Genomic DNA, 16,656 nt, shown 5'->3' with positions numbered 1-16,656 from the left:
ATACCGAACTCAGAAGTGAAACGCTGTAATGCCGATGGTAGTGTGGGGTTTCCCCATGTGAGAGTAGGGCACCGCCAGGTTATCAGATACAAATCTAAATCACATAAAAACAGAAGAACCCCGTGTCAAAAGATATGGGGTTTTAGCTTTTGGGAATTTACTCATTATTTAATCAAATAAGTGTCTAATTTTAATTTTCAATAAGTAAGTAATTTTTCAACTCATATGAAGTCACATTCCTATAAATGTTTTATTAGCTGTGCTATAATCCCACTAAAATTCTACCCTTAAAAACAAGAGAAATTATGACCGCACTTAATGTATTAATTTATCCTGATGATCACTTAAAGGTTGTCTGTGAGCCTGTTACTAAAGTTAATGATGCAATTCGTAAAATTGTTGATGATATGTTTGATACGATGTATCAAGAGAAAGGTATTGGTTTAGCTGCACCTCAGGTGGATATTTTGCAACGTATTATTACTATTGATGTTGAAGGCGATAAACAGAATCAGTTTGTTTTGATTAACCCTGAAATTTTGGCTTCAGAAGGCGAAACGGGAATTGAAGAGGGGTGTTTATCCATTCCAGGGTTCCGTGCGTTGGTTCCTCGTAAAGAAAAAGTGACAGTGAGAGCGTTAGATCGTGATGGTAAAGAATTTACTTTAGATGCTGATGGTTTGCTTGCGATCTGTATTCAACACGAGATCGATCATCTTAATGGAATTTTATTTGTTGATTACCTTTCTCCACTTAAACGCCAGCGCATTAAAGAAAAGTTGATTAAATACAAGAAGCAGATTGCGAAAAGCTAAAACGTAGGGTGGGCTTTAGCCCAGTAATCATTTCAAAAAACGGTGGGCTTAAGCCCACCCTACTTCCTATCAATTACCATAACGTAGAACATTATGAAATCACTTAATATTATTTTTGCTGGTACGCCAGATTTTGCTGCACAGCATTTACAAGCCATTCTAAATTCTCAACATAATGTGATCGCTGTTTATACTCAACCTGATAAACCAGCTGGTCGCGGTAAGAAATTGCAAGCAAGTCCTGTAAAGCAACTTGCTGAGCAAAATAACATTCCCGTTTATCAACCTAAATCCTTACGTAAAGAAGAAGCACAGTCTGAATTAAAAGCGTTAAATGCAGATGTAATGGTTGTTGTGGCTTATGGATTAATTTTACCGAAAGCTGTATTAGATGCCCCCCGTTTGGGTTGTTTGAATGTGCATGGTTCTATTCTTCCACGTTGGCGAGGTGCAGCACCAATTCAGCGTTCAATTTGGGCTGGCGATGTACAAACGGGTGTAACCATTATGCAAATGGATGAAGGTTTAGATACAGGCGATATGTTACATAAAGTCTATTGTGATATTTTACCGACTGAAACTTCAACGAGTCTTTATAACAAACTGGCAGAGCTTGCTCCATCAGCATTAATCGATGTTTTAGATAATCTTGAAAACGGTAAATTTATAGCGGAAAAACAAGATGGCAGCCAAAGTAATTATGCAGAAAAACTTTCTAAAGAAGAGGCGCAATTAAATTGGTCACTTTCTGCAATGCAACTTGAGCGTAATATCCGCGCTTTTAATCCTTGGCCAATTGCCTATTTTTCAACAGAAGACAAGGATGGCAATGCACACACTTTAAAAGTGTATCAAGCGAAAGTGTTGCCTCATCAAGATAAACCAGCGGGAACTATTTTAAGTGCGGATAAAAATGGCATTCAAATTGCGACTGTCGATGGCGTCTTAAACTTATTGCAATTACAATCTGCAGGTAAAAAGCCTATGTCTGCACAAGATTTATTAAATGGCCGTGCAGAATGGTTTACTATTGGTAAGGTGCTTGCATAATGAAAAAATTCTCTTCTAAAACTATCAAAGCAAAAAATTCAGTAAAAATGACCGCACTTTCGACCAGGGCTATTGCTGCAAACTTAATTTTGCAAGTATTGGATGAGGGCAAATCATTGTCAGCGTTAATTCCAGAAGTGCAACTTTCTGTAAAAGCTCAAGATTTGCCTTTACTACAAGAAATTTGTTTTGGCGTGTGTCGAGTATTGCCTCGCTTAGAGCAAATTATCAAACGTCTTGTGGATAAGCCGCTTAAAGGTAAAACTCGCATTGTTCATTGCCTGTTACTTGTAGGGTTATACCAATTGCTTTATATGCGAGTGCCTGCTCATGCGGCAGTTGATGAGGTTGTGAACGCAACAAAATCATTAAAATCTGATAGTTTTAGAGGATTAGTGAATGCGGTTTTGCGTAGATTTTTACGTGAACAAGATGAAATTTTGGCAATTATCGATAAAAATTGGCAAACGCTTCACCCTGAATGGTTCGTGAATAAATTAAAAAAAGCCTATCCGAATTGGCGTGAGATCATTGAGGCGAACAATCAGAAACCACCAATGTGGCTACGTGTGAATTCACAAAAAAACGCCCTCGAAACTTACCGCACTTTACTTGAAGAACAAGGTGTTTCTTCGAAAACAAGCCATCATCCTAATGCGCTATGTTTAGATATACCGATTGCGGTGCAAAAATTACCACACTTTGAAGAAGGGGCGGTTACGGTGCAAGATTTGAGTGCTCAATGGGCGGCAACGTTGCTTGAGCCTAAAAATGAGGAATGGATCCTCGATGCTTGCGCTGCACCCGGTGGTAAGACGACCCATATTTTAGAACTGGCACCTCAAGCTAATGTGATTGCATTAGATGTAGAATCTCATCGCTTAAAACGAGTAGAAGAAAATCTTGCACGTTTAAATCAGCAAGCGATAGTGGTTTGCGGCGATGCGAGTAAACCTGACGAATGGTTAGCTGAAATTGGTAAAAGTGCGGTAAAATTTGACCGAATTTTACTTGATGCACCTTGTTCTGCAACTGGAGTGATTCGCCGTCACCCCGATATAAAATGGTTACGCAAAGAAACCGATATCGCTCAGCTTGTTGAATTACAGAAGAAAATCCTGAGTGCACTTTGGGAAAAACTGAAGCCAAACGGTGTTTTGCTTTATGCGACTTGTTCTGTATTGCCAGAAGAAAATGGCGAACAAATCCAAGCATTTTTAAATGCTCACGCAGATGCGGAGTTATTGCCATTACCTTTTAGTGATGATAAAAGTGCGGTGGGTTTTCAATTCATTCCGCAATTAAATAGTGGCGATGGGTTCTATTATGCTAAATTGCTTAAACGAGCATAAAGGAGAGCGATAATGAAAATCATCATTTTGGGTGCAGGTCAGGTAGGAACGACGCTTGCAGAAAACTTAGTCAGTGAAGATAACGATATTACCTTAGTGGATAATGAATCACCTCAGTTACAAACATTGCAAGAAAAGCACGATTTGCGTGTGGTACAAGGCTCTCCATCATCTCCAAAAGTGCTTCGTGACGCAGGCGCGGCAGATGCCGATTTAATGGTTGCCGTGACAGCCTCCGATGAAATTAATATGGTCGCTTGTCAAATGGGCTATACATTATTTAATACGCCAACGCGAATTGCACGTATCCGTAATTCAGAATATTTACGTGAAAAAGACAAGTTGTTCAACAATGAAAATATACCTATTGATCATTTAATTTCGCCTGAAAATCTTGTCACTGATGAAATTACGCGTTTAATTGCTTATCCAGGTGCATTACAAGTTGCCCATTTTGCCAATAATCGTATTAGTATTGTTGTAGTGAAAGCTTATTATGGGGGGCCTTTGGTTGGATATGCACTTTCCGCATTTCGCGAACATATGCCACATATTGATTGTCGTATTATGTCTATTTTACGTAATGGCAAACCGATTCGTCCACAAGGCTCAACCATTGTAGAAGCTGGCGATGAAATCACGTTTATTTGCGCTACTGAACATATCAAGGCGGTAATGGGAGAGTTACAACGTTTGGAGAAACCTTATAAGCGAGTAATGATTGTTGGTGGAGGAAATGTTGCTTTTGGCGTAGCAAAACGTTTGGAAAATTCTTGTACTGTAAAGCTTATTGAACGAGATTCAAACAGAGCGCAAGCCTTAGCAGAAAAGTTGCCAAAAACGTTAGTATTTAATGGAGATGCCTCAGACCAAAACTTGCTTTTTGAAGAACATATTGAAAGTGTGGATGTATTTCTTTCATTAAGTAGCGACGATGAAGCGAATATTATGTCAGCTTTGTTAGCTAAGCGTTTAGGTGCGAAAAAAGCAATGGTACTGATTCAACGGATTGCTTATATTAATCTTATTCAGGGAGGCACGATTGATATTGCGGTTTCTCCACAACAAGTAACGATTTCTGCTTTGTTAGGTCACGTGCGTAAAGGCGATGTAAAAAATGTGGCAACATTACGACACGGCATTGCCGAAGCCATTGAAATTGTTGCGCACGGCGATGCGAATACTTCAAATGTAGTGGGGCGAAAAATTGGTGAGTTTCGTTTGCCGATAGGAACAATTATTGGCGCTTTATTACGAGGGAATGATGTAATTATTGCTCGCCGTCAAGTAATTATTGAAGAAGGCGATCATATAGTGATTTATTTGAGTGATAAGAAAAATGTGCCAGAAATTGAGAAATTATTCCAACCAAGTGCATTCTTTATTTAGTTTTTTTACTTTTCAGAGTGATTTATTATAATAGTCGCTCTTTTTATGTAATTTTTGAAGGGGAACATTATTATGAATTTTATTAAAGAATTTCGCGAATTTGCAATGCGTGGCAATGTCGTAGATATGGCTGTCGGTGTGATTATTGGTAGCGCATTTGGCAAGATCGTAAGTTCACTTGTTAGTGATATTTTTACGCCCGTGTTGGGGATTTTAACTGGTGGTATTGATTTCAAAGATATGAAATTTGTATTAGCACAAGCACAAGGCGATGTTCCTGCTGTTACTTTAAATTATGGTTTGTTTATTCAAAATGTGATTGATTTTATTATTATTGCTTTTGCAATCTTTATGATGATCAAAGTAATCAATAAGGTAAGAAAACCAGAGGAGAAAAAAACTGCACCAAAGGCAGAAACATTGCTTACTGAAATCCGTGATTTATTAAAGAATAAATAATATTTAAAGAATGAAAGTTAGCAGAAATGCTGACTTTTTTTATTGCTATTTTTTAAGCTATAATCAGCCCTCAATTTTAGGGAAATAAAATGGAAAAATATAATAAACTTCGCATTGAATGGGATTGTCGCCGAGGAATGTTAGAGTTAGATAAAATCATAATGCCTTTTTATTTGAAGCATTTTGATGAATTAACGGATGACAAAAAAGATATCTTTATTCGTTTATTAGCAAGTACGGATTTGCAGTTATTTTCGTGGTTTTTTAATCGTGCGAAATCACAAGATGTAGAGCTTCAAATGATGGTTGAATATATTCAAAAAGTGCAGAAAATCATCATAAATTAAAATTATTGATTAGCGAATGAACTTTTTTAACACGCTTTTGTCTGAACAAGCAACAAGAGCTTGCTGTCTTGATATTAAGGCGTGTTAGATATTGGCATGGGAGAAATATGGCTGAACAGCTAACAGATCAGGCTTTGGTAGAAAGAGTACAGCAAGGGGATAAAAAAGCCTTCAATTTGTTGGTTTCGCGTTATCAAAATAAAGTAGCAGGGCTTTTGACCCGATATGTATCGCGTAACGATATTCCTGATGTGGTGCAAGAATCCTTTATAAAGGCTTATCGCTCAATTGAATCTTTTCGTGGCGAAAGTGCTTTCTATACATGGCTTTATCGAATTGCCGTTAATACGGCAAAAAATTATTTAACGGCTCAAGGTCGCCGTCCACCAAATGAAGATATTTTGGCAGAAGATGCTGAAAATTATGATGTGGGAACACACCTTAGGGATGTGGATACACCCGAAAATGAGATGTTGTCTAGTGAGTTAGAAAGAATTGTTTTTGATACTATTCATAACTTACCAGAAGATTTAAAAACTGCGATTACGTTACGAGAACTAGAAGGTTTAAGTTACGAAGATATTGCAGAAATTATGGATTGTCCTGTTGGTACGGTTCGTTCCCGAATCTTCCGAGCAAGGGAAATGATCGAAAATAAAATTCAACCTCTAATGTAGAGCGAATAACAATCGGAGTTTACTATGCAAAAAGAGCAGCTTTCAGCCTATATGGATGGAGAACAAGTCGAAACTGACTTGATAGATGCTTTATTAAGAGACGAAGAATTACAAGCGTCTTGGCATTCATTTCATACCGTTCGTTCAGTAATGCGTAAAGAAAGTGCGGTCTTTTTAGGGGCTGATTTTACCGCTAAAATGGCAGATTTGATTGAGTTAGAAGACGTGAAGAAAGTTGATGTCATTGCTGTGTCTCAACCTGAACCAGAAGACGCACATAATTCTGTATTTATGCAAAAATTAAAGGCATTTTTTGCGCCAATGACGCAAGTTGCAGTTGCTGCTGGTGTATGTTTAGTGGCAGTACTTGGTGTTCAATCTTTCAATAGTAAAAACGAAGCGTCTAATTTACCTGAGGCTCCAGTATTGCAAACCTTGCCATTTAATAATGCGGTTCAAGAGGTTAGCTATAATGCGCCAAGTAAAGATACATTGACTTCAGATCAGCTTGAGAAAAAAAGTCGTCGTATTGGTGCAATGTTGCAAAACTATGAATTGCAACGTCGTATGCACTCTGATGCTAGCAGTCAAGTAAGATAAATTGGTTTCCTTTGTTCAGATTATTGATTCACCACCTAATTGTTATTTAGTGTGGTGAATTTTTATCCTTTAGATTTCTATGAAAAAAATCGCATTAAAATTTACCGCATTTTCTCTTTCTTTGCTATTAAGTAGCATTGCTTCTGCTGAAGAGCTTTCTGCGAAGCAGTCTTTAGATAAAATGACACAAGCATTGGATAATCTCAATTATGAAATTGCCTTTGTGCAAACTACTCCAGCAAATATGGATTCATTTCGTTATCGACATATCAAACAAGATAACAAAACCTACGCACAATTAGTTACTTTAGATGGTCGCCAGCAAGAAATTATTCAACGTGATAATTTAGTCAGTTATTTTCAGCCAAATGCTCAAGCATTTACGCTTAATAGTGGCAATATAGTTGATGCGATGCCTGCGGTTGTGCGTGCAAATTTTGATAAGCTTTCTTCTGATTATGATTTCGTAAAATTAGGTAAAGATCGCGTTGCTGGGCGTTTCGCTGATACGATTAGAATTGTTCCTAAAGATGATTTTCGGTATCAATATTTGGTGTTTATCGATGAAGAAAATGGCTTGTTATTACGCAGTGATATGCTTGATCGCGAAGGCAAGCTACTTGATCAATTTAGAGTTGTAACACTTTACATCGATGACAGATTGAGAGGATTAACGGATTATATTAACAAGGTATCATTGCCCCCTTTATTGAAAGAAAGTAAAAATGAACAAAGTTCAGATATAACTTGGTCTGCAGGTTGGTTGCCACAAGGTTTTTCTTTAGTTCGATATACTCAAGAAATATTAGAAAATGAAATCATAGATAGCGCATTATATAGTGATGGCTTATTTACTTTTACGTTGTTTGTCTCTAATGTAGGCTCTAATGACCTACCAGAAAATACTTGGAAACAAGGGGCTTATACGATTTATAGCGAGGTCATCGGAGGAAAAGAAATTACTTTTATTGGGCAATTACCAATCTCGACGGCAAAACGCATTGTACAAGACGTCAAATTTAGATAAAAAGTGCGGTAATTTTTTACGATATTTTTATCAATAACTGATTTTGAGTTAGGCATTGACTAAGATTCGCACATTTTTACGTGCGAATTTTTATTTTCTTAATTTTATTAATTCTACTTGGTGATTGTGACCTTTTTTTAGAATTAGATTTGCTCGCTCACGAGTTGGAAGAATATTTTGATTAAGGTTTAACCCGTTAATTTCATCCCAAATTTTACTAGCGGTGGTAATGGATTCTTCTTTCGATAAATTGGCATAATGTTTAAAGTAAGAATTAGGATCGTTGAATGCGCTTTCGCGGAATTTCAGAAACCGTTTGATATACCATTCTTTCAATAATTTTTCTTCAGCATCAACATAAATAGAGAAATCAACAAAATCTGATACGAATGTTTGATTGGTTTTATTATTACCCGTTTGAAGTACATTCAAGCCCTCTAAAATAAGAATGTCAGGTTTATTTATCACATTAAATTTATCAGGAATAATATCATAGGTTAAATGCGAATAGATTGGTGCTTCCACCTCAGTTTTGCCAGATTTCACATCAGCTAAAAAATGAATAAGTTTGGGCGTATCATAAGAAATAGGGAAACCTTTTTTGTGTAAAAGATGATCTTTTTTTAGTTTTTCTAATGGATATAAAAAACCATCAGTAGTTATAAGATCTACTTTGCGCTCCGCTGGCCAATGGGAAAGAAGTGATTGGAGTATTCGTGCTGAAGTGCTTTTCCCTACCGCTACGCTACCTGCAATGCTAATGATATAAGGTACTTTTGTTTTATTACGCCCTAAAAAACGGTGTAAAACAGCTTGTCTGCGAAGGTTTTCGTCAATGTAATAATTAATTAAACGAGCTAATGGTAAATAAATCATACTGACTTCATCCAAAGATAGCTCTTCATTAAAACCTAAAAGCGGTTTAAGATCTTGTTCTGTAAGTTTTAGGGGGACAGATTTACGCAATTCTGCCCATTGTTTGCGGTTAAAACTTAAAAAAGGGGTTAGATTCATTGAGATATTATTGAGTCAAATAGACAAATTGGAGAAAAATATACGCTATAAATAAAAATTTAGCATTCATTTTTCATTAAATGTGCGCTAATTTGATTAAAAAATCACTTTTTTGATTGTGATTTAAACGAATAATCAAAAAAATAAACTTTTTTATAAAAAATACTTGTCAGTTAAAGTTTTTTCCATATAATACGCCTCACTTGCTTACGACACGCCGACTTAGCTCAGTAGGTAGAGCAACTGACTTGTAATCAGTAGGTCATCAGTTCGATTCCGATAGTCGGCACCATTCTTTCGTATCAAGTATTCATTTAGTGTGGAGGGGTTCCCGAGCGGCCAAAGGGGGCAGACTGTAAATCTGTTGGCTCAGCCTTCGAAGGTTCGAATCCTTCTCCCTCCACCATCTTTTAGATGGATCCTGATGGGACAGACGAATTTAGGACTTGCGGGCATCGTATAATGGCTATTACCTTAGCCTTCCAAGCTAATGATGCGGGTTCGATTCCCGCTGCCCGCTCCAGACGCTGATATAGCTCAGTTGGTAGAGCGCACCCTTGGTAAGGGTGAGGTCGGCGGTTCAAATCCGCCTATCAGCACCAGTCTTATAATTCCTCATCCTTATATCAATCAGCAAATAAATTTATTGGTTAATGTGGTTTAATTTACCCATCGATAACCGTGTCTATTTAGAGGGACTATTTCAATGTCTAAAGAAAAATTTGAACGTACAAAACCGCACGTAAACGTGGGTACAATCGGCCACGTTGACCACGGTAAAACAACTTTAACAGCAGCAATCACAACCGTATTAGCAAAACATTACGGTGGTGCAGCGCGTGCATTCGACCAAATTGATAACGCGCCAGAAGAAAAAGCGCGTGGTATCACCATCAACACTTCACACGTTGAATACGATACACCGACTCGCCACTACGCACACGTAGACTGTCCGGGACACGCCGACTATGTTAAAAATATGATTACTGGTGCGGCGCAAATGGATGGTGCTATTTTAGTAGTAGCAGCAACAGATGGTCCTATGCCACAAACTCGTGAACACATCTTATTAGGTCGCCAAGTAGGTGTTCCATACATCATCGTATTCTTAAACAAATGCGACATGGTAGATGACGAAGAGTTATTAGAATTAGTAGAAATGGAAGTTCGTGAACTTCTATCTCAATATGACTTCCCAGGTGACGATACACCAATCGTACGTGGTTCTGCATTACAAGCATTAAACGGCGTAGCAGAATGGGAAGAAAAAATCCTAGAATTAGCTGGTCACTTAGATACTTACATCCCAGAACCAGAACGTGCGATTGACCAACCGTTCCTTCTTCCAATTGAAGACGTATTCTCAATTTCAGGTCGTGGTACAGTAGTAACTGGTCGTGTAGAACGTGGTATCATCCGTACTGGTGATGAAGTAGAAATCGTCGGTATCAAAGATACAGCGAAAACTACTGTAACAGGTGTTGAAATGTTCCGTAAATTACTTGACGAAGGTCGTGCAGGTGAAAACATCGGTGCATTATTACGTGGTACCAAACGTGAAGAAATCGAACGTGGTCAAGTATTAGCGAAACCAGGTTCAATCACACCACACACTGATTTTGAATCAGAAGTATACGTATTATCAAAAGATGAAGGTGGTCGTCATACTCCATTCTTCAAAGGTTACCGTCCACAATTCTATTTCCGTACAACAGACGTGACTGGTACTATCGAATTACCAGAAGGCGTGGAAATGGTAATGCCAGGGGATAACATCAAGATGACAGTAAGCTTAATCCACCCAATTGCGATGGATCAAGGTTTACGTTTCGCAATCCGTGAAGGTGGCCGTACAGTAGGTGCAGGCGTTGTTGCGAAAATCATCAAATAATAGATGAACTCTTGAATGTCTTAAAGATAAAAGACAGAAGAAGTAAAAAGAAAAGTGCGGAGAAAATTCTCCGCATTTTTTATTCTATATTTGATACTTTGCTTGAGTATTTACTAAATTATTTGATTTTTATAATGATAGCTGTGGTAAATAATTTTCAGTGATTCCAACAAGTTCTTCTATTGATATTAATTTTATCTTGCTACTTTGAGGTAAAAGTGCGGTGAGATTTCTTGCTAAAATATCTTGTTTTAATATCATGCAATTCCCTTTACATTTGGCAAAATAATCAGGATATTTTATTGCCAATAACACACCGTCTTGCCATAGTACTACCGCATCTTTTTCTGTAATATATGAAAAATAGTCATCTAGTTCAGTTTTGGGATAATCTGATTGAGAAAATGTATAAAGCATAATATTCCTTAGAAAGTAAACAATTTTTCTGCTTGATTAAGCTTTTCTAGCAATAAAGAGCGGTCAATTTTTTCACAAGATAGGATAAGTTCTCTATTATCTAATTTAAATTTCTGCAAAGACGCTGTGCAGATAAAGCGTTGTTCTACATCATATAAATCTAATAATTTAAAGGCTCTAATGAAATCTTTTTGTTGAATGATTTCGGGTTGTTGGTTATCGATAAGATTTAATACGCCATCATCGATAAAAAATATCCCAATATCATTGGGTTCACAAAAAGCTGTCGCGGCAAGAATTGCATCTAAGCCTTCTCGTGAAATGGATGTGCCATGTGGAGATGTGCGAAATAAAAAGGCTATCTTCATAGGGTTATTACTCGATCTGCGTTTAAACTTGCTGCTATAAATTCTCCAAGACCTGCAATTATAAATCCCTCTGCAAGATTGTAGTGAGCTGTAGTTGGTGTAGTTAAGTTATCAACAACACCTCGTCGTTGAGATGCTGCAACACATAAATGTAAAGGAACATTGTAGGTAATAGAAAACATTTGCCAATGTTTTTGTAAATTAACTTCATCATTGGCTGGATACACTAATGCATTTCCGTTACTCACTCCATCTTGAAAGAAAAAAATCTGTGAGATTTCGTGTCCTTTTTTGATTAAGGCATCTGCAAATTGATAAGCTAAAAATGCCCCTTGCTTTCCGTAAATAGGGCTTTTGACGGCGATAACATAGCGCATTATTCTTGCTCTTGTTTGATTTGGCGGATGTAGAGGTAAACCGTATGTCGGGAAATATCTAAACGTTCTGCGACCAAATTAATCGCATCTTTAATATCAAAAATACCTTTTTCGTAAAGAGAAAGGACGATTTGTCGGTTTTTAGTATTATTGGCAACAGCACGATCCGCATTGACTTCTTCTATTGTTTTTTCAATAGTCTGCGCAACCAAGTCTTCCACTGAATTCGCAAAGTTCACTGAAGATGTTTCATTCGTATGCTCCGTTGGCATAAAGCATTGCAAAAATTGAGACATGGGTACATCTAAATTGATATTAATACAAAGCAAACCAATAATACGTTGAGTTTTATTACGAATGGCAATAGTAACTGATTTCATCAGTACGCTGCCTTTTGCTCGTGTAAAATAAGGCTTTGAAACACTTTCGCTTTGCATATTTCGGAGCGAACGTAAGGCAAGATCGGTGATTGGCGAACCAACTTGTCGATTAGTGTTATGTCCGTTGGCAATACAAATAGCAGAATGTTCAATATTTTCCAGAGAATGAAGCACGATTTCGCAGTGCTCGCCAATCAGTGCGCTGACACCATCAACGACTGCTTTGTAGGAATTTATGATAGCCTGATCTTCATCAGTGAAAGGATATTTATCGTTTAATGTCATAGCGTTAGGTTAAAAGTGCGGTAAAAATTCCGCTCGTTTTTTATAATAAAAAGCACGCGTTAAAGAACGCGCGCTATTAAACTTATCCGTTATTTTTCAGATTTCGGATTGACGTCTAATACTTCCACATCAAAAATTAATGTTGAATTTGGTGGAATAGATGCGCCAGCACCTTGTTCGCCATAGCCTAATTCAGGTGCAATAACTAATTGAATTTTTCCGCCTTTTTTCACTAATTGAAGACCTTCAGTCCAGCCTTTAATTACTTGATCAAGTTGGAATTCTACAGGTTGTCCGCGCTCGACAGAGCTATCAAATACTTTTCCATTTGGTAATTTACCCGTGTAATGTACTTTAACGGTATCCGTTGATTTGATTGTATCGCCTTTACCTGCACTTTCAATTTTATACATTAAACCAGATTGCGTCGTTTTTACATCTTTCCCTTTAGCAAATTCAGCACGGAATTTATCGCCTTCTTCTTTTGCTTGTTTAGCAATCGCTTCTGCTTTTGCTTTTGATGCAGCCACTAATTTTGCTTCAATAGATTCTAAGGTTTTTTGGATTTTTTCATCTTTACGAACATCCACTTTGCCTTCTAAAGCATCTTTTAAGCCATCTAAAATACGTGCATTATCATATTTAATGACTTCTTTGTGGGAATCAACAAGATCTTTCATTTGACTGCCCATTAACGCACCTACTGCATAAGATGCCGCTTTTTCATCGAATGTGTTATCTTCTGCAAAAACTTGACCAGAAATTACCGCACTTACCATTAATGCTGCGATAGATAATTTTTGAATTTTTAACATATAAGTTAATCCTTTATAATGAATGGAATAATACGAGGAATAGATTAAATGGCTTTCTATCTATTCTCAACTTTTTTTTAGAATTTAGAGAAAATTTATGCAAATTCAACAAATGTTAGAAAATCGCATCGAAGAACTTGAAATGAAAATTGCATTTCAGGAACAGTTATTAGATGAATTAAATCACGCTTTAGTTCAACAGCAATTTGATATTGATAAAATGCAAGTCCAATTGCGTTATATGGCAAATAAATTAAAAGACTTTCAACCGTCTAACATTGCAAGTCAATCTGAAGAAACGCCACCGCCCCATTATTGATTTTTACAATAAATTCGTACAAATGAAAAGGGCGCTTAATGCGCCCTTTAAATTAAATTCCCAAATAATAATCAGCTAAATACTTGCTTATGCAAAGTATTTTTCTAAATCGTCGCTACCGCCAATGTGTTTACCACCGATAAACACTTGTGGAACAGTAGTACGACCTGAAACTGCACGTACGCTCACGATTGTTGCATCGTGACCTAATATGATTTCTTCAAAGCTTAAGCCTTTATCGTGTAAAAGTTGTTTTGCTTTTGCACAGAAAGGACAGCCAGGTTTTGTAAAGATTGAAATAGACTCTTGTACTTGGTGTTGTGGTGCAAGGTATTTCAACATAGTGTCAGCATCGGATACTTTGAACGGATCGCCTGGTTCGTTTGGTTCGATAAACATTTTTTCAACTACGCCGTTTTTCACAAGCATAGAATAACGCCATGAACGTTTGCCGAAGCCTAAATCTTCTTTACCAACTAACATACCCATGCCTTCGGTAAATTCACCATTACCATCTGGAATGAAAGTGATGTTTTCAGATTTTTCATCTTCTTTCCATGCGTTCATTACGAAAGTATCATTTACAGATACAACAAGAATATCGTCTACACCGTATTTTTTGAATACTGGCGCTAATTCGTTGTAACGTGGTAAGTGTGATGATGAGCAAGTTGGAGTGAATGCGCCCGGTAATGAGAACACGATCACTGTTTTGTTATCAAATAACTCTGAGGTAGTTACATCAACCCATTTATCACCCTGACGAGTGCGGAATGTCACTTGAGGGACTTTTTTTCCTTCCATACTAGACATTGTTTTTTCTCCTATTGGTTGTTAATTTAAATTTTACGTGCTGTATTATAGGGAAAATTATGATATAGTCATAATCAATTAATTCTATTCTTTTAATTGAATTTTTCTATAGGGAAAATCTCATGAATATCCGTGATCTAGAATATCTTGTTGCCTTATCTGAATATAAACATTTCCGCCGTGCTGCCGATTCTTGTAATGTGAGCCAACCAACATTAAGTGGGCAAATTCGTAAGTTAGAAGATGAGCTTGGTATTATTTTGTTAGAACGTACTAGCCGTAAAGTGTTGTTTACTCAATCTGGGATGTTATTGGTTGATCAGGCTCGCACAGTTCTTCGAGAAGTAAAATTATTGAAAGAAATGGCGAGTAATCAAGGTAAAGAGATGACCGGGCCATTACACATCGGTTTAATTCCAACGGTTGGTCCTTATTTGCTCCCTTATATTGTGCCAATGTTAAAAGCGGCATTCCCTGATTTAGAAGTTTTTCTTTATGAAGCGCAAACGCATCAATTATTAGAACAATTGGAAACGGGGCGTTTAGATTGTGCTATCGTTGCCACTGTTCCAGAAACTGAGGCTTTTATTGAAGTACCTATTTTCAACGAGAAAATGTTACTCGCCGTATCAGAGCATCATCCTTGGGCTCAAGAAAGTAAACTTCCAATGAACCAATTAAATGGTCAAGAAATGTTAATGCTTGATGATGGTCATTGTTTGCGCAATCAAGCGCTAGATTATTGCTTCACTGCTGGTGCAAAAGAAAATTCCCATTTCCAAGCAACTAGTCTTGAAACTTTGCGCAATATGGTGGCAGCGAATGCTGGTATCACTTTTATGCCTGAATTGGCAGTACTAAATGAAGGTACGCGCAAAGGTGTGAAATATATTCCTTGTTATTCGCCAGAGCCATCACGCACCATTGCGTTGGTTTATCGTCCTGGTTCGCCATTACGTAATCGTTATGAGCGTGTGGCAAGTGCGGTCAGCGATGAAGTTAAATCTATTCTAGGTGGGTTGAAATAATGGCTGGTGTTCGTGCTGTTCAAAAAGAAAAGACTCGTCGCGCTTTAGTGGATGCGGCATTTAATCAACTTAGCGCAGAAAAAAGTTTTTCTAATTTAAGTTTACGAGAAGTGGCACGCGAGGCTGGTATTGCGCCTACCTCTTTCTATCGCCATTTTAGTGATATGGATGAACTTGGCTTAGAAATGGTGGATGAAGCTGGTTTGATGTTGCGCCAATTAATGCGTCAAGCGCGTAAACGTATTGATGCTGGCGGTAGCGTTATTTCTGTTTCTGTGGATACATTTTTTGAATTTATTACTAATAGCACGAACGTTTTTCGCTTGCTATTACGCGAAAGTTCAGGCACTTCTCAAGCTTTTCGTACTGCGGCAGCACGAGAAATTAAGCATTTTGTTGATGAGTTAGCAGAATATATTTCCTACAAACATCAATATTCGCAATATGTTGCTTATGTTCAAGCGGAAGGCATCGTAACAATCGTATTCACTGCAGGGGCGAATGCTTTAGATATGAGTAAAGCTGAGCGTGAGCAACTTAAAGCTCGAGTGATTTTGCAATTGAGAATGCTTGCAAAAGGTGCTGATTTTGCAGCGAATAAGGAAAGAGGCAAGTAAGATAGTTTTTATATCTAGTCAATTAATTTTTCTTTGTGCTTAGGTATTTGCTATCTTTTATTTTTCCGAGTTATTCTCATACCAAATTTTATTCACATAAAGTGTGATAAAACCTGATGGCGTGTCTACCCGCACTTCGTCGTCTAATGTTTTTCCGATTAAAGCTCGAGCAACTGGGGAATCAATGGATATCCAATTTTTCGCAGGGGCAAATTCATCACAACCGACGATACGGTATTGCTTAATTTCACCTTCTTCATTTTCTAATTCCACCCACGCACCGAAGAAAACTTTTCCCTCTTGCTTTGGGTTGTAATCGACAATTTGTAGCACTTCCAATCTTTTAGTTAAAAAACGCACGCGGCGATCAATTTCACGTAAACGACGTTTACCATAAATATATTCGGCATTTTCGCTACGATCGCCTAGTGCAGCTGCATCTGAAACGGCTTGAGTGACTTTTGGGCGTTCTTCTTTCCACAAAAACTTGAGTTCTTGGTCAAGCGCAAGCCAGCCTTGACGGGTAATATAATTTGATTTTGCCATAATAAAAATAAAAGAAAGTTTTTTGAATTATATTTGAGCCAGCCCACTAAAACCAGTATTCTATCTTCGT

The 16,656-nt window shown here is 37.4% G+C and carries 21 protein-coding genes, 4 tRNA genes and 1 rRNA gene; 18 read left to right on the top strand and 8 right to left on the bottom strand.

Annotated elements, in window-relative coordinates; genetic code table 11:
• The 10 genes from rrf to rseB all read left to right on the top strand — a co-directional run.
• A 5S ribosomal RNA gene (rrf, locus tag DV356_RS10015) occupies positions 1-80 on the top strand; the annotation flags it as partial.
• Between the two features lie 225 nt (positions 81-305).
• Positions 306-815: a peptide deformylase gene (gene def, locus DV356_RS07440; RefSeq protein ID WP_005694639.1), complete on the top strand. Its 510-nt coding sequence runs from the start codon at positions 306-308 to the stop codon at positions 813-815.
• A gap of 93 nt (positions 816-908) precedes the next feature.
• Positions 909-1,865 (top strand): methionyl-tRNA formyltransferase, encoded by a 957-nt coding sequence (gene fmt / locus DV356_RS07435; protein ID WP_005694641.1) that lies wholly within the window; start codon positions 909-911, stop codon positions 1,863-1,865.
• Positions 1,865-3,217: a 16S rRNA (cytosine(967)-C(5))-methyltransferase RsmB gene (rsmB, locus tag DV356_RS07430; protein WP_118806751.1), complete on the top strand. Its 1,353-nt coding sequence runs from the start codon at positions 1,865-1,867 to the stop codon at positions 3,215-3,217. Before fmt ends, rsmB begins: the two co-directional genes overlap by 1 nt.
• Positions 3,218-3,229: 12 nt before the next feature.
• A complete protein-coding gene (gene trkA, locus DV356_RS07425; RefSeq protein WP_005651265.1) occupies positions 3,230-4,606 on the top strand; it encodes a Trk system potassium transporter TrkA in 1,377 nt (458 codons plus the stop codon).
• Between the two features lie 72 nt (positions 4,607-4,678).
• A complete protein-coding gene (gene mscL, locus DV356_RS07420) occupies positions 4,679-5,065 on the top strand; it encodes a large-conductance mechanosensitive channel protein MscL (RefSeq protein WP_005658680.1) in 387 nt (128 codons plus the stop codon).
• Positions 5,066-5,154: 89 nt separating this feature from the next.
• Complete coding sequence (locus DV356_RS07415) at positions 5,155-5,412, top strand: FAD assembly factor SdhE (protein WP_005655196.1); 258 nt, start codon at positions 5,155-5,157, stop codon at positions 5,410-5,412.
• 107 nt (positions 5,413-5,519) lie between these two features.
• Positions 5,520-6,089, top strand: a complete 570-nt coding sequence (gene rpoE / locus DV356_RS07410) for an RNA polymerase sigma factor RpoE (protein ID WP_005658683.1) — start codon at positions 5,520-5,522, stop codon at positions 6,087-6,089.
• A 24-nt stretch (positions 6,090-6,113) separates the two neighbouring features.
• Positions 6,114-6,689, top strand: coding sequence for a sigma-E factor negative regulatory protein (locus DV356_RS07405; protein ID WP_048954621.1), 576 nt, complete (start codon positions 6,114-6,116; stop codon positions 6,687-6,689).
• A gap of 79 nt (positions 6,690-6,768) precedes the next feature.
• On the top strand, positions 6,769-7,716 hold the full coding sequence (gene rseB, locus DV356_RS07400) for a sigma-E factor regulatory protein RseB (protein ID WP_048954622.1): 948 nt from the start codon (positions 6,769-6,771) through the stop codon (positions 7,714-7,716).
• Positions 7,717-7,806: 90 nt separating this feature from the next.
• Here rseB and coaA read toward each other — a convergent pair whose 3' ends face one another.
• A complete protein-coding gene (gene coaA / locus DV356_RS07395) occupies positions 7,807-8,730 on the bottom strand; it encodes a type I pantothenate kinase (RefSeq protein WP_005655205.1) in 924 nt (307 codons plus the stop codon).
• A 216-nt stretch (positions 8,731-8,946) separates the two neighbouring features.
• Here coaA and DV356_RS07390 point away from each other — a divergent pair.
• The 5 genes from DV356_RS07390 to tuf all read left to right on the top strand — a co-directional run bounded on the left by DV356_RS07390 (position 8,947) and on the right by tuf (position 10,621).
• A tRNA-Thr gene (locus DV356_RS07390) sits at positions 8,947-9,022 on the top strand.
• A gap of 29 nt (positions 9,023-9,051) precedes the next feature.
• A tRNA-Tyr gene (locus DV356_RS07385) sits at positions 9,052-9,136 on the top strand.
• Positions 9,137-9,178: 42 nt separating this feature from the next.
• A tRNA-Gly gene (locus DV356_RS07380) sits at positions 9,179-9,253 on the top strand.
• Positions 9,254-9,256: 3 nt separating this feature from the next.
• Positions 9,257-9,332 (top strand) — tRNA-Thr (locus DV356_RS07375).
• A 104-nt stretch (positions 9,333-9,436) separates the two neighbouring features.
• Positions 9,437-10,621 (top strand): elongation factor Tu, encoded by a 1,185-nt coding sequence (gene tuf, locus DV356_RS07370; RefSeq protein ID WP_005654658.1) that lies wholly within the window; start codon positions 9,437-9,439, stop codon positions 10,619-10,621.
• A 129-nt stretch (positions 10,622-10,750) separates the two neighbouring features.
• Here the strand turns inward: tuf and DV356_RS07365 are convergent, their stop codons facing one another.
• From DV356_RS07365 to fkpA, 5 genes are all read right to left on the bottom strand, one after another.
• On the bottom strand, positions 10,751-11,038 hold the full coding sequence (locus DV356_RS07365) for a DsrH/TusB family sulfur relay protein (RefSeq protein WP_005649577.1): 288 nt from the start codon (positions 11,036-11,038) through the stop codon (positions 10,751-10,753).
• Positions 11,039-11,046: 8 nt separating this feature from the next.
• Complete coding sequence (gene tusC / locus DV356_RS07360) at positions 11,047-11,406, bottom strand: sulfurtransferase complex subunit TusC (protein WP_005687089.1); 360 nt, start codon at positions 11,404-11,406, stop codon at positions 11,047-11,049.
• Positions 11,403-11,783, bottom strand: a complete 381-nt coding sequence (gene tusD / locus DV356_RS07355) for a sulfurtransferase complex subunit TusD (protein WP_112071111.1) — start codon at positions 11,781-11,783, stop codon at positions 11,403-11,405. The genes tusC and tusD overlap by 4 nt, the downstream gene beginning before the upstream one ends.
• Positions 11,783-12,448, bottom strand: coding sequence for a helix-turn-helix transcriptional regulator (locus DV356_RS07350; RefSeq protein ID WP_005657913.1), 666 nt, complete (start codon positions 12,446-12,448; stop codon positions 11,783-11,785). The genes tusD and DV356_RS07350 overlap by 1 nt, the downstream gene beginning before the upstream one ends.
• Positions 12,449-12,537: 89 nt before the next feature.
• Entirely contained in the window at positions 12,538-13,263 is a 726-nt protein-coding gene (fkpA, locus tag DV356_RS07345) for an FKBP-type peptidyl-prolyl cis-trans isomerase (protein ID WP_012055111.1), read from the bottom strand.
• 97 nt (positions 13,264-13,360) lie between these two features.
• On the opposite strand from fkpA, the gene DV356_RS07340 reads away from it, so the two are divergent.
• Positions 13,361-13,582 carry a SlyX family protein gene (locus DV356_RS07340; RefSeq protein WP_005649565.1) on the top strand — a complete coding sequence of 74 codons (222 nt, stop codon included), beginning with the start codon at positions 13,361-13,363 and terminating at the stop codon, positions 13,580-13,582.
• Between the two features lie 87 nt (positions 13,583-13,669).
• Here DV356_RS07340 and pgdx read toward each other — a convergent pair whose 3' ends face one another.
• On the bottom strand, positions 13,670-14,395 hold the full coding sequence (gene pgdx, locus DV356_RS07335; protein WP_005692022.1) for a hybrid peroxiredoxin PGdx: 726 nt from the start codon (positions 14,393-14,395) through the stop codon (positions 13,670-13,672).
• A 122-nt stretch (positions 14,396-14,517) separates the two neighbouring features.
• Here pgdx and oxyR point away from each other — a divergent pair, with 122 nt between their 5' ends.
• Positions 14,518-15,423, top strand: coding sequence for a DNA-binding transcriptional regulator OxyR (gene oxyR, locus DV356_RS07330; RefSeq protein WP_005687082.1), 906 nt, complete (start codon positions 14,518-14,520; stop codon positions 15,421-15,423).
• Positions 15,423-16,040, top strand: a complete 618-nt coding sequence (gene fabR, locus DV356_RS07325) for an HTH-type transcriptional repressor FabR (protein WP_005629669.1) — start codon at positions 15,423-15,425, stop codon at positions 16,038-16,040. The genes oxyR and fabR overlap by 1 nt, the downstream gene beginning before the upstream one ends.
• Positions 16,041-16,097: 57 nt before the next feature.
• On the opposite strand, the gene greB is transcribed toward fabR, so the two are convergent.
• Positions 16,098-16,586 (bottom strand): transcription elongation factor GreB, encoded by a 489-nt coding sequence (greB, locus tag DV356_RS07320; RefSeq protein ID WP_112119290.1) that lies wholly within the window; start codon positions 16,584-16,586, stop codon positions 16,098-16,100.
• Positions 16,587-16,656: the final 70 nt, after the last annotated feature.

The sequence above is a fragment of the Haemophilus influenzae genome (assembly GCF_003494325.1).
GTDB classification, from domain to species: Bacteria; Pseudomonadota; Gammaproteobacteria; order Enterobacterales; family Pasteurellaceae; genus Haemophilus; species Haemophilus influenzae_I.
This window is presented reverse-complemented; position numbering and strand designations above follow the sequence as displayed.

Excerpts from the sequence above, each read along its gene's own strand:
- rseB (WP_048954622.1), top strand. The coding sequence starts at position 6,769 with ATGAAAAAAATCGCATTAAAATTTACCGCATTTTCTCTTTCTTTGCTA.
- rsmB (WP_118806751.1), top strand. The coding sequence starts at position 1,865 with ATGAAAAAATTCTCTTCTAAAACTATCAAAGCAAAAAATTCAGTAAAA.
- coaA (WP_005655205.1), bottom strand. The coding sequence starts at position 8,730 with ATGAATCTAACCCCTTTTTTAAGTTTTAACCGCAAACAATGGGCAGAA.
- mscL (WP_005658680.1), top strand. The coding sequence starts at position 4,679 with ATGAATTTTATTAAAGAATTTCGCGAATTTGCAATGCGTGGCAATGTC.
- tuf (WP_005654658.1), top strand. The coding sequence starts at position 9,437 with ATGTCTAAAGAAAAATTTGAACGTACAAAACCGCACGTAAACGTGGGT.
- DV356_RS07340 (WP_005649565.1), top strand. The coding sequence starts at position 13,361 with ATGCAAATTCAACAAATGTTAGAAAATCGCATCGAAGAACTTGAAATG.
- fabR (WP_005629669.1), top strand. The coding sequence starts at position 15,423 with ATGGCTGGTGTTCGTGCTGTTCAAAAAGAAAAGACTCGTCGCGCTTTA.
- greB (WP_112119290.1), bottom strand. The coding sequence starts at position 16,586 with ATGGCAAAATCAAATTATATTACCCGTCAAGGCTGGCTTGCGCTTGAC.
- fmt (WP_005694641.1), top strand. The coding sequence starts at position 909 with ATGAAATCACTTAATATTATTTTTGCTGGTACGCCAGATTTTGCTGCA.
- tusD (WP_112071111.1), bottom strand. The coding sequence starts at position 11,783 with ATGCGCTATGTTATCGCCGTCAAAAGCCCTATTTACGGAAAGCAAGGG.
- DV356_RS07405 (WP_048954621.1), top strand. The coding sequence starts at position 6,114 with ATGCAAAAAGAGCAGCTTTCAGCCTATATGGATGGAGAACAAGTCGAA.
- oxyR (WP_005687082.1), top strand. The coding sequence starts at position 14,518 with ATGAATATCCGTGATCTAGAATATCTTGTTGCCTTATCTGAATATAAA.
- DV356_RS07365 (WP_005649577.1), bottom strand. The coding sequence starts at position 11,038 with ATGCTTTATACATTTTCTCAATCAGATTATCCCAAAACTGAACTAGAT.
- DV356_RS07415 (WP_005655196.1), top strand. The coding sequence starts at position 5,155 with ATGGAAAAATATAATAAACTTCGCATTGAATGGGATTGTCGCCGAGGA.
- trkA (WP_005651265.1), top strand. The coding sequence starts at position 3,230 with ATGAAAATCATCATTTTGGGTGCAGGTCAGGTAGGAACGACGCTTGCA.
- DV356_RS07350 (WP_005657913.1), bottom strand. The coding sequence starts at position 12,448 with ATGACATTAAACGATAAATATCCTTTCACTGATGAAGATCAGGCTATC.
- pgdx (WP_005692022.1), bottom strand. The coding sequence starts at position 14,395 with ATGTCTAGTATGGAAGGAAAAAAAGTCCCTCAAGTGACATTCCGCACT.
- rpoE (WP_005658683.1), top strand. The coding sequence starts at position 5,520 with ATGGCTGAACAGCTAACAGATCAGGCTTTGGTAGAAAGAGTACAGCAA.
- fkpA (WP_012055111.1), bottom strand. The coding sequence starts at position 13,263 with ATGTTAAAAATTCAAAAATTATCTATCGCAGCATTAATGGTAAGTGCG.
- def (WP_005694639.1), top strand. The coding sequence starts at position 306 with ATGACCGCACTTAATGTATTAATTTATCCTGATGATCACTTAAAGGTT.
- tusC (WP_005687089.1), bottom strand. The coding sequence starts at position 11,406 with ATGAAGATAGCCTTTTTATTTCGCACATCTCCACATGGCACATCCATT.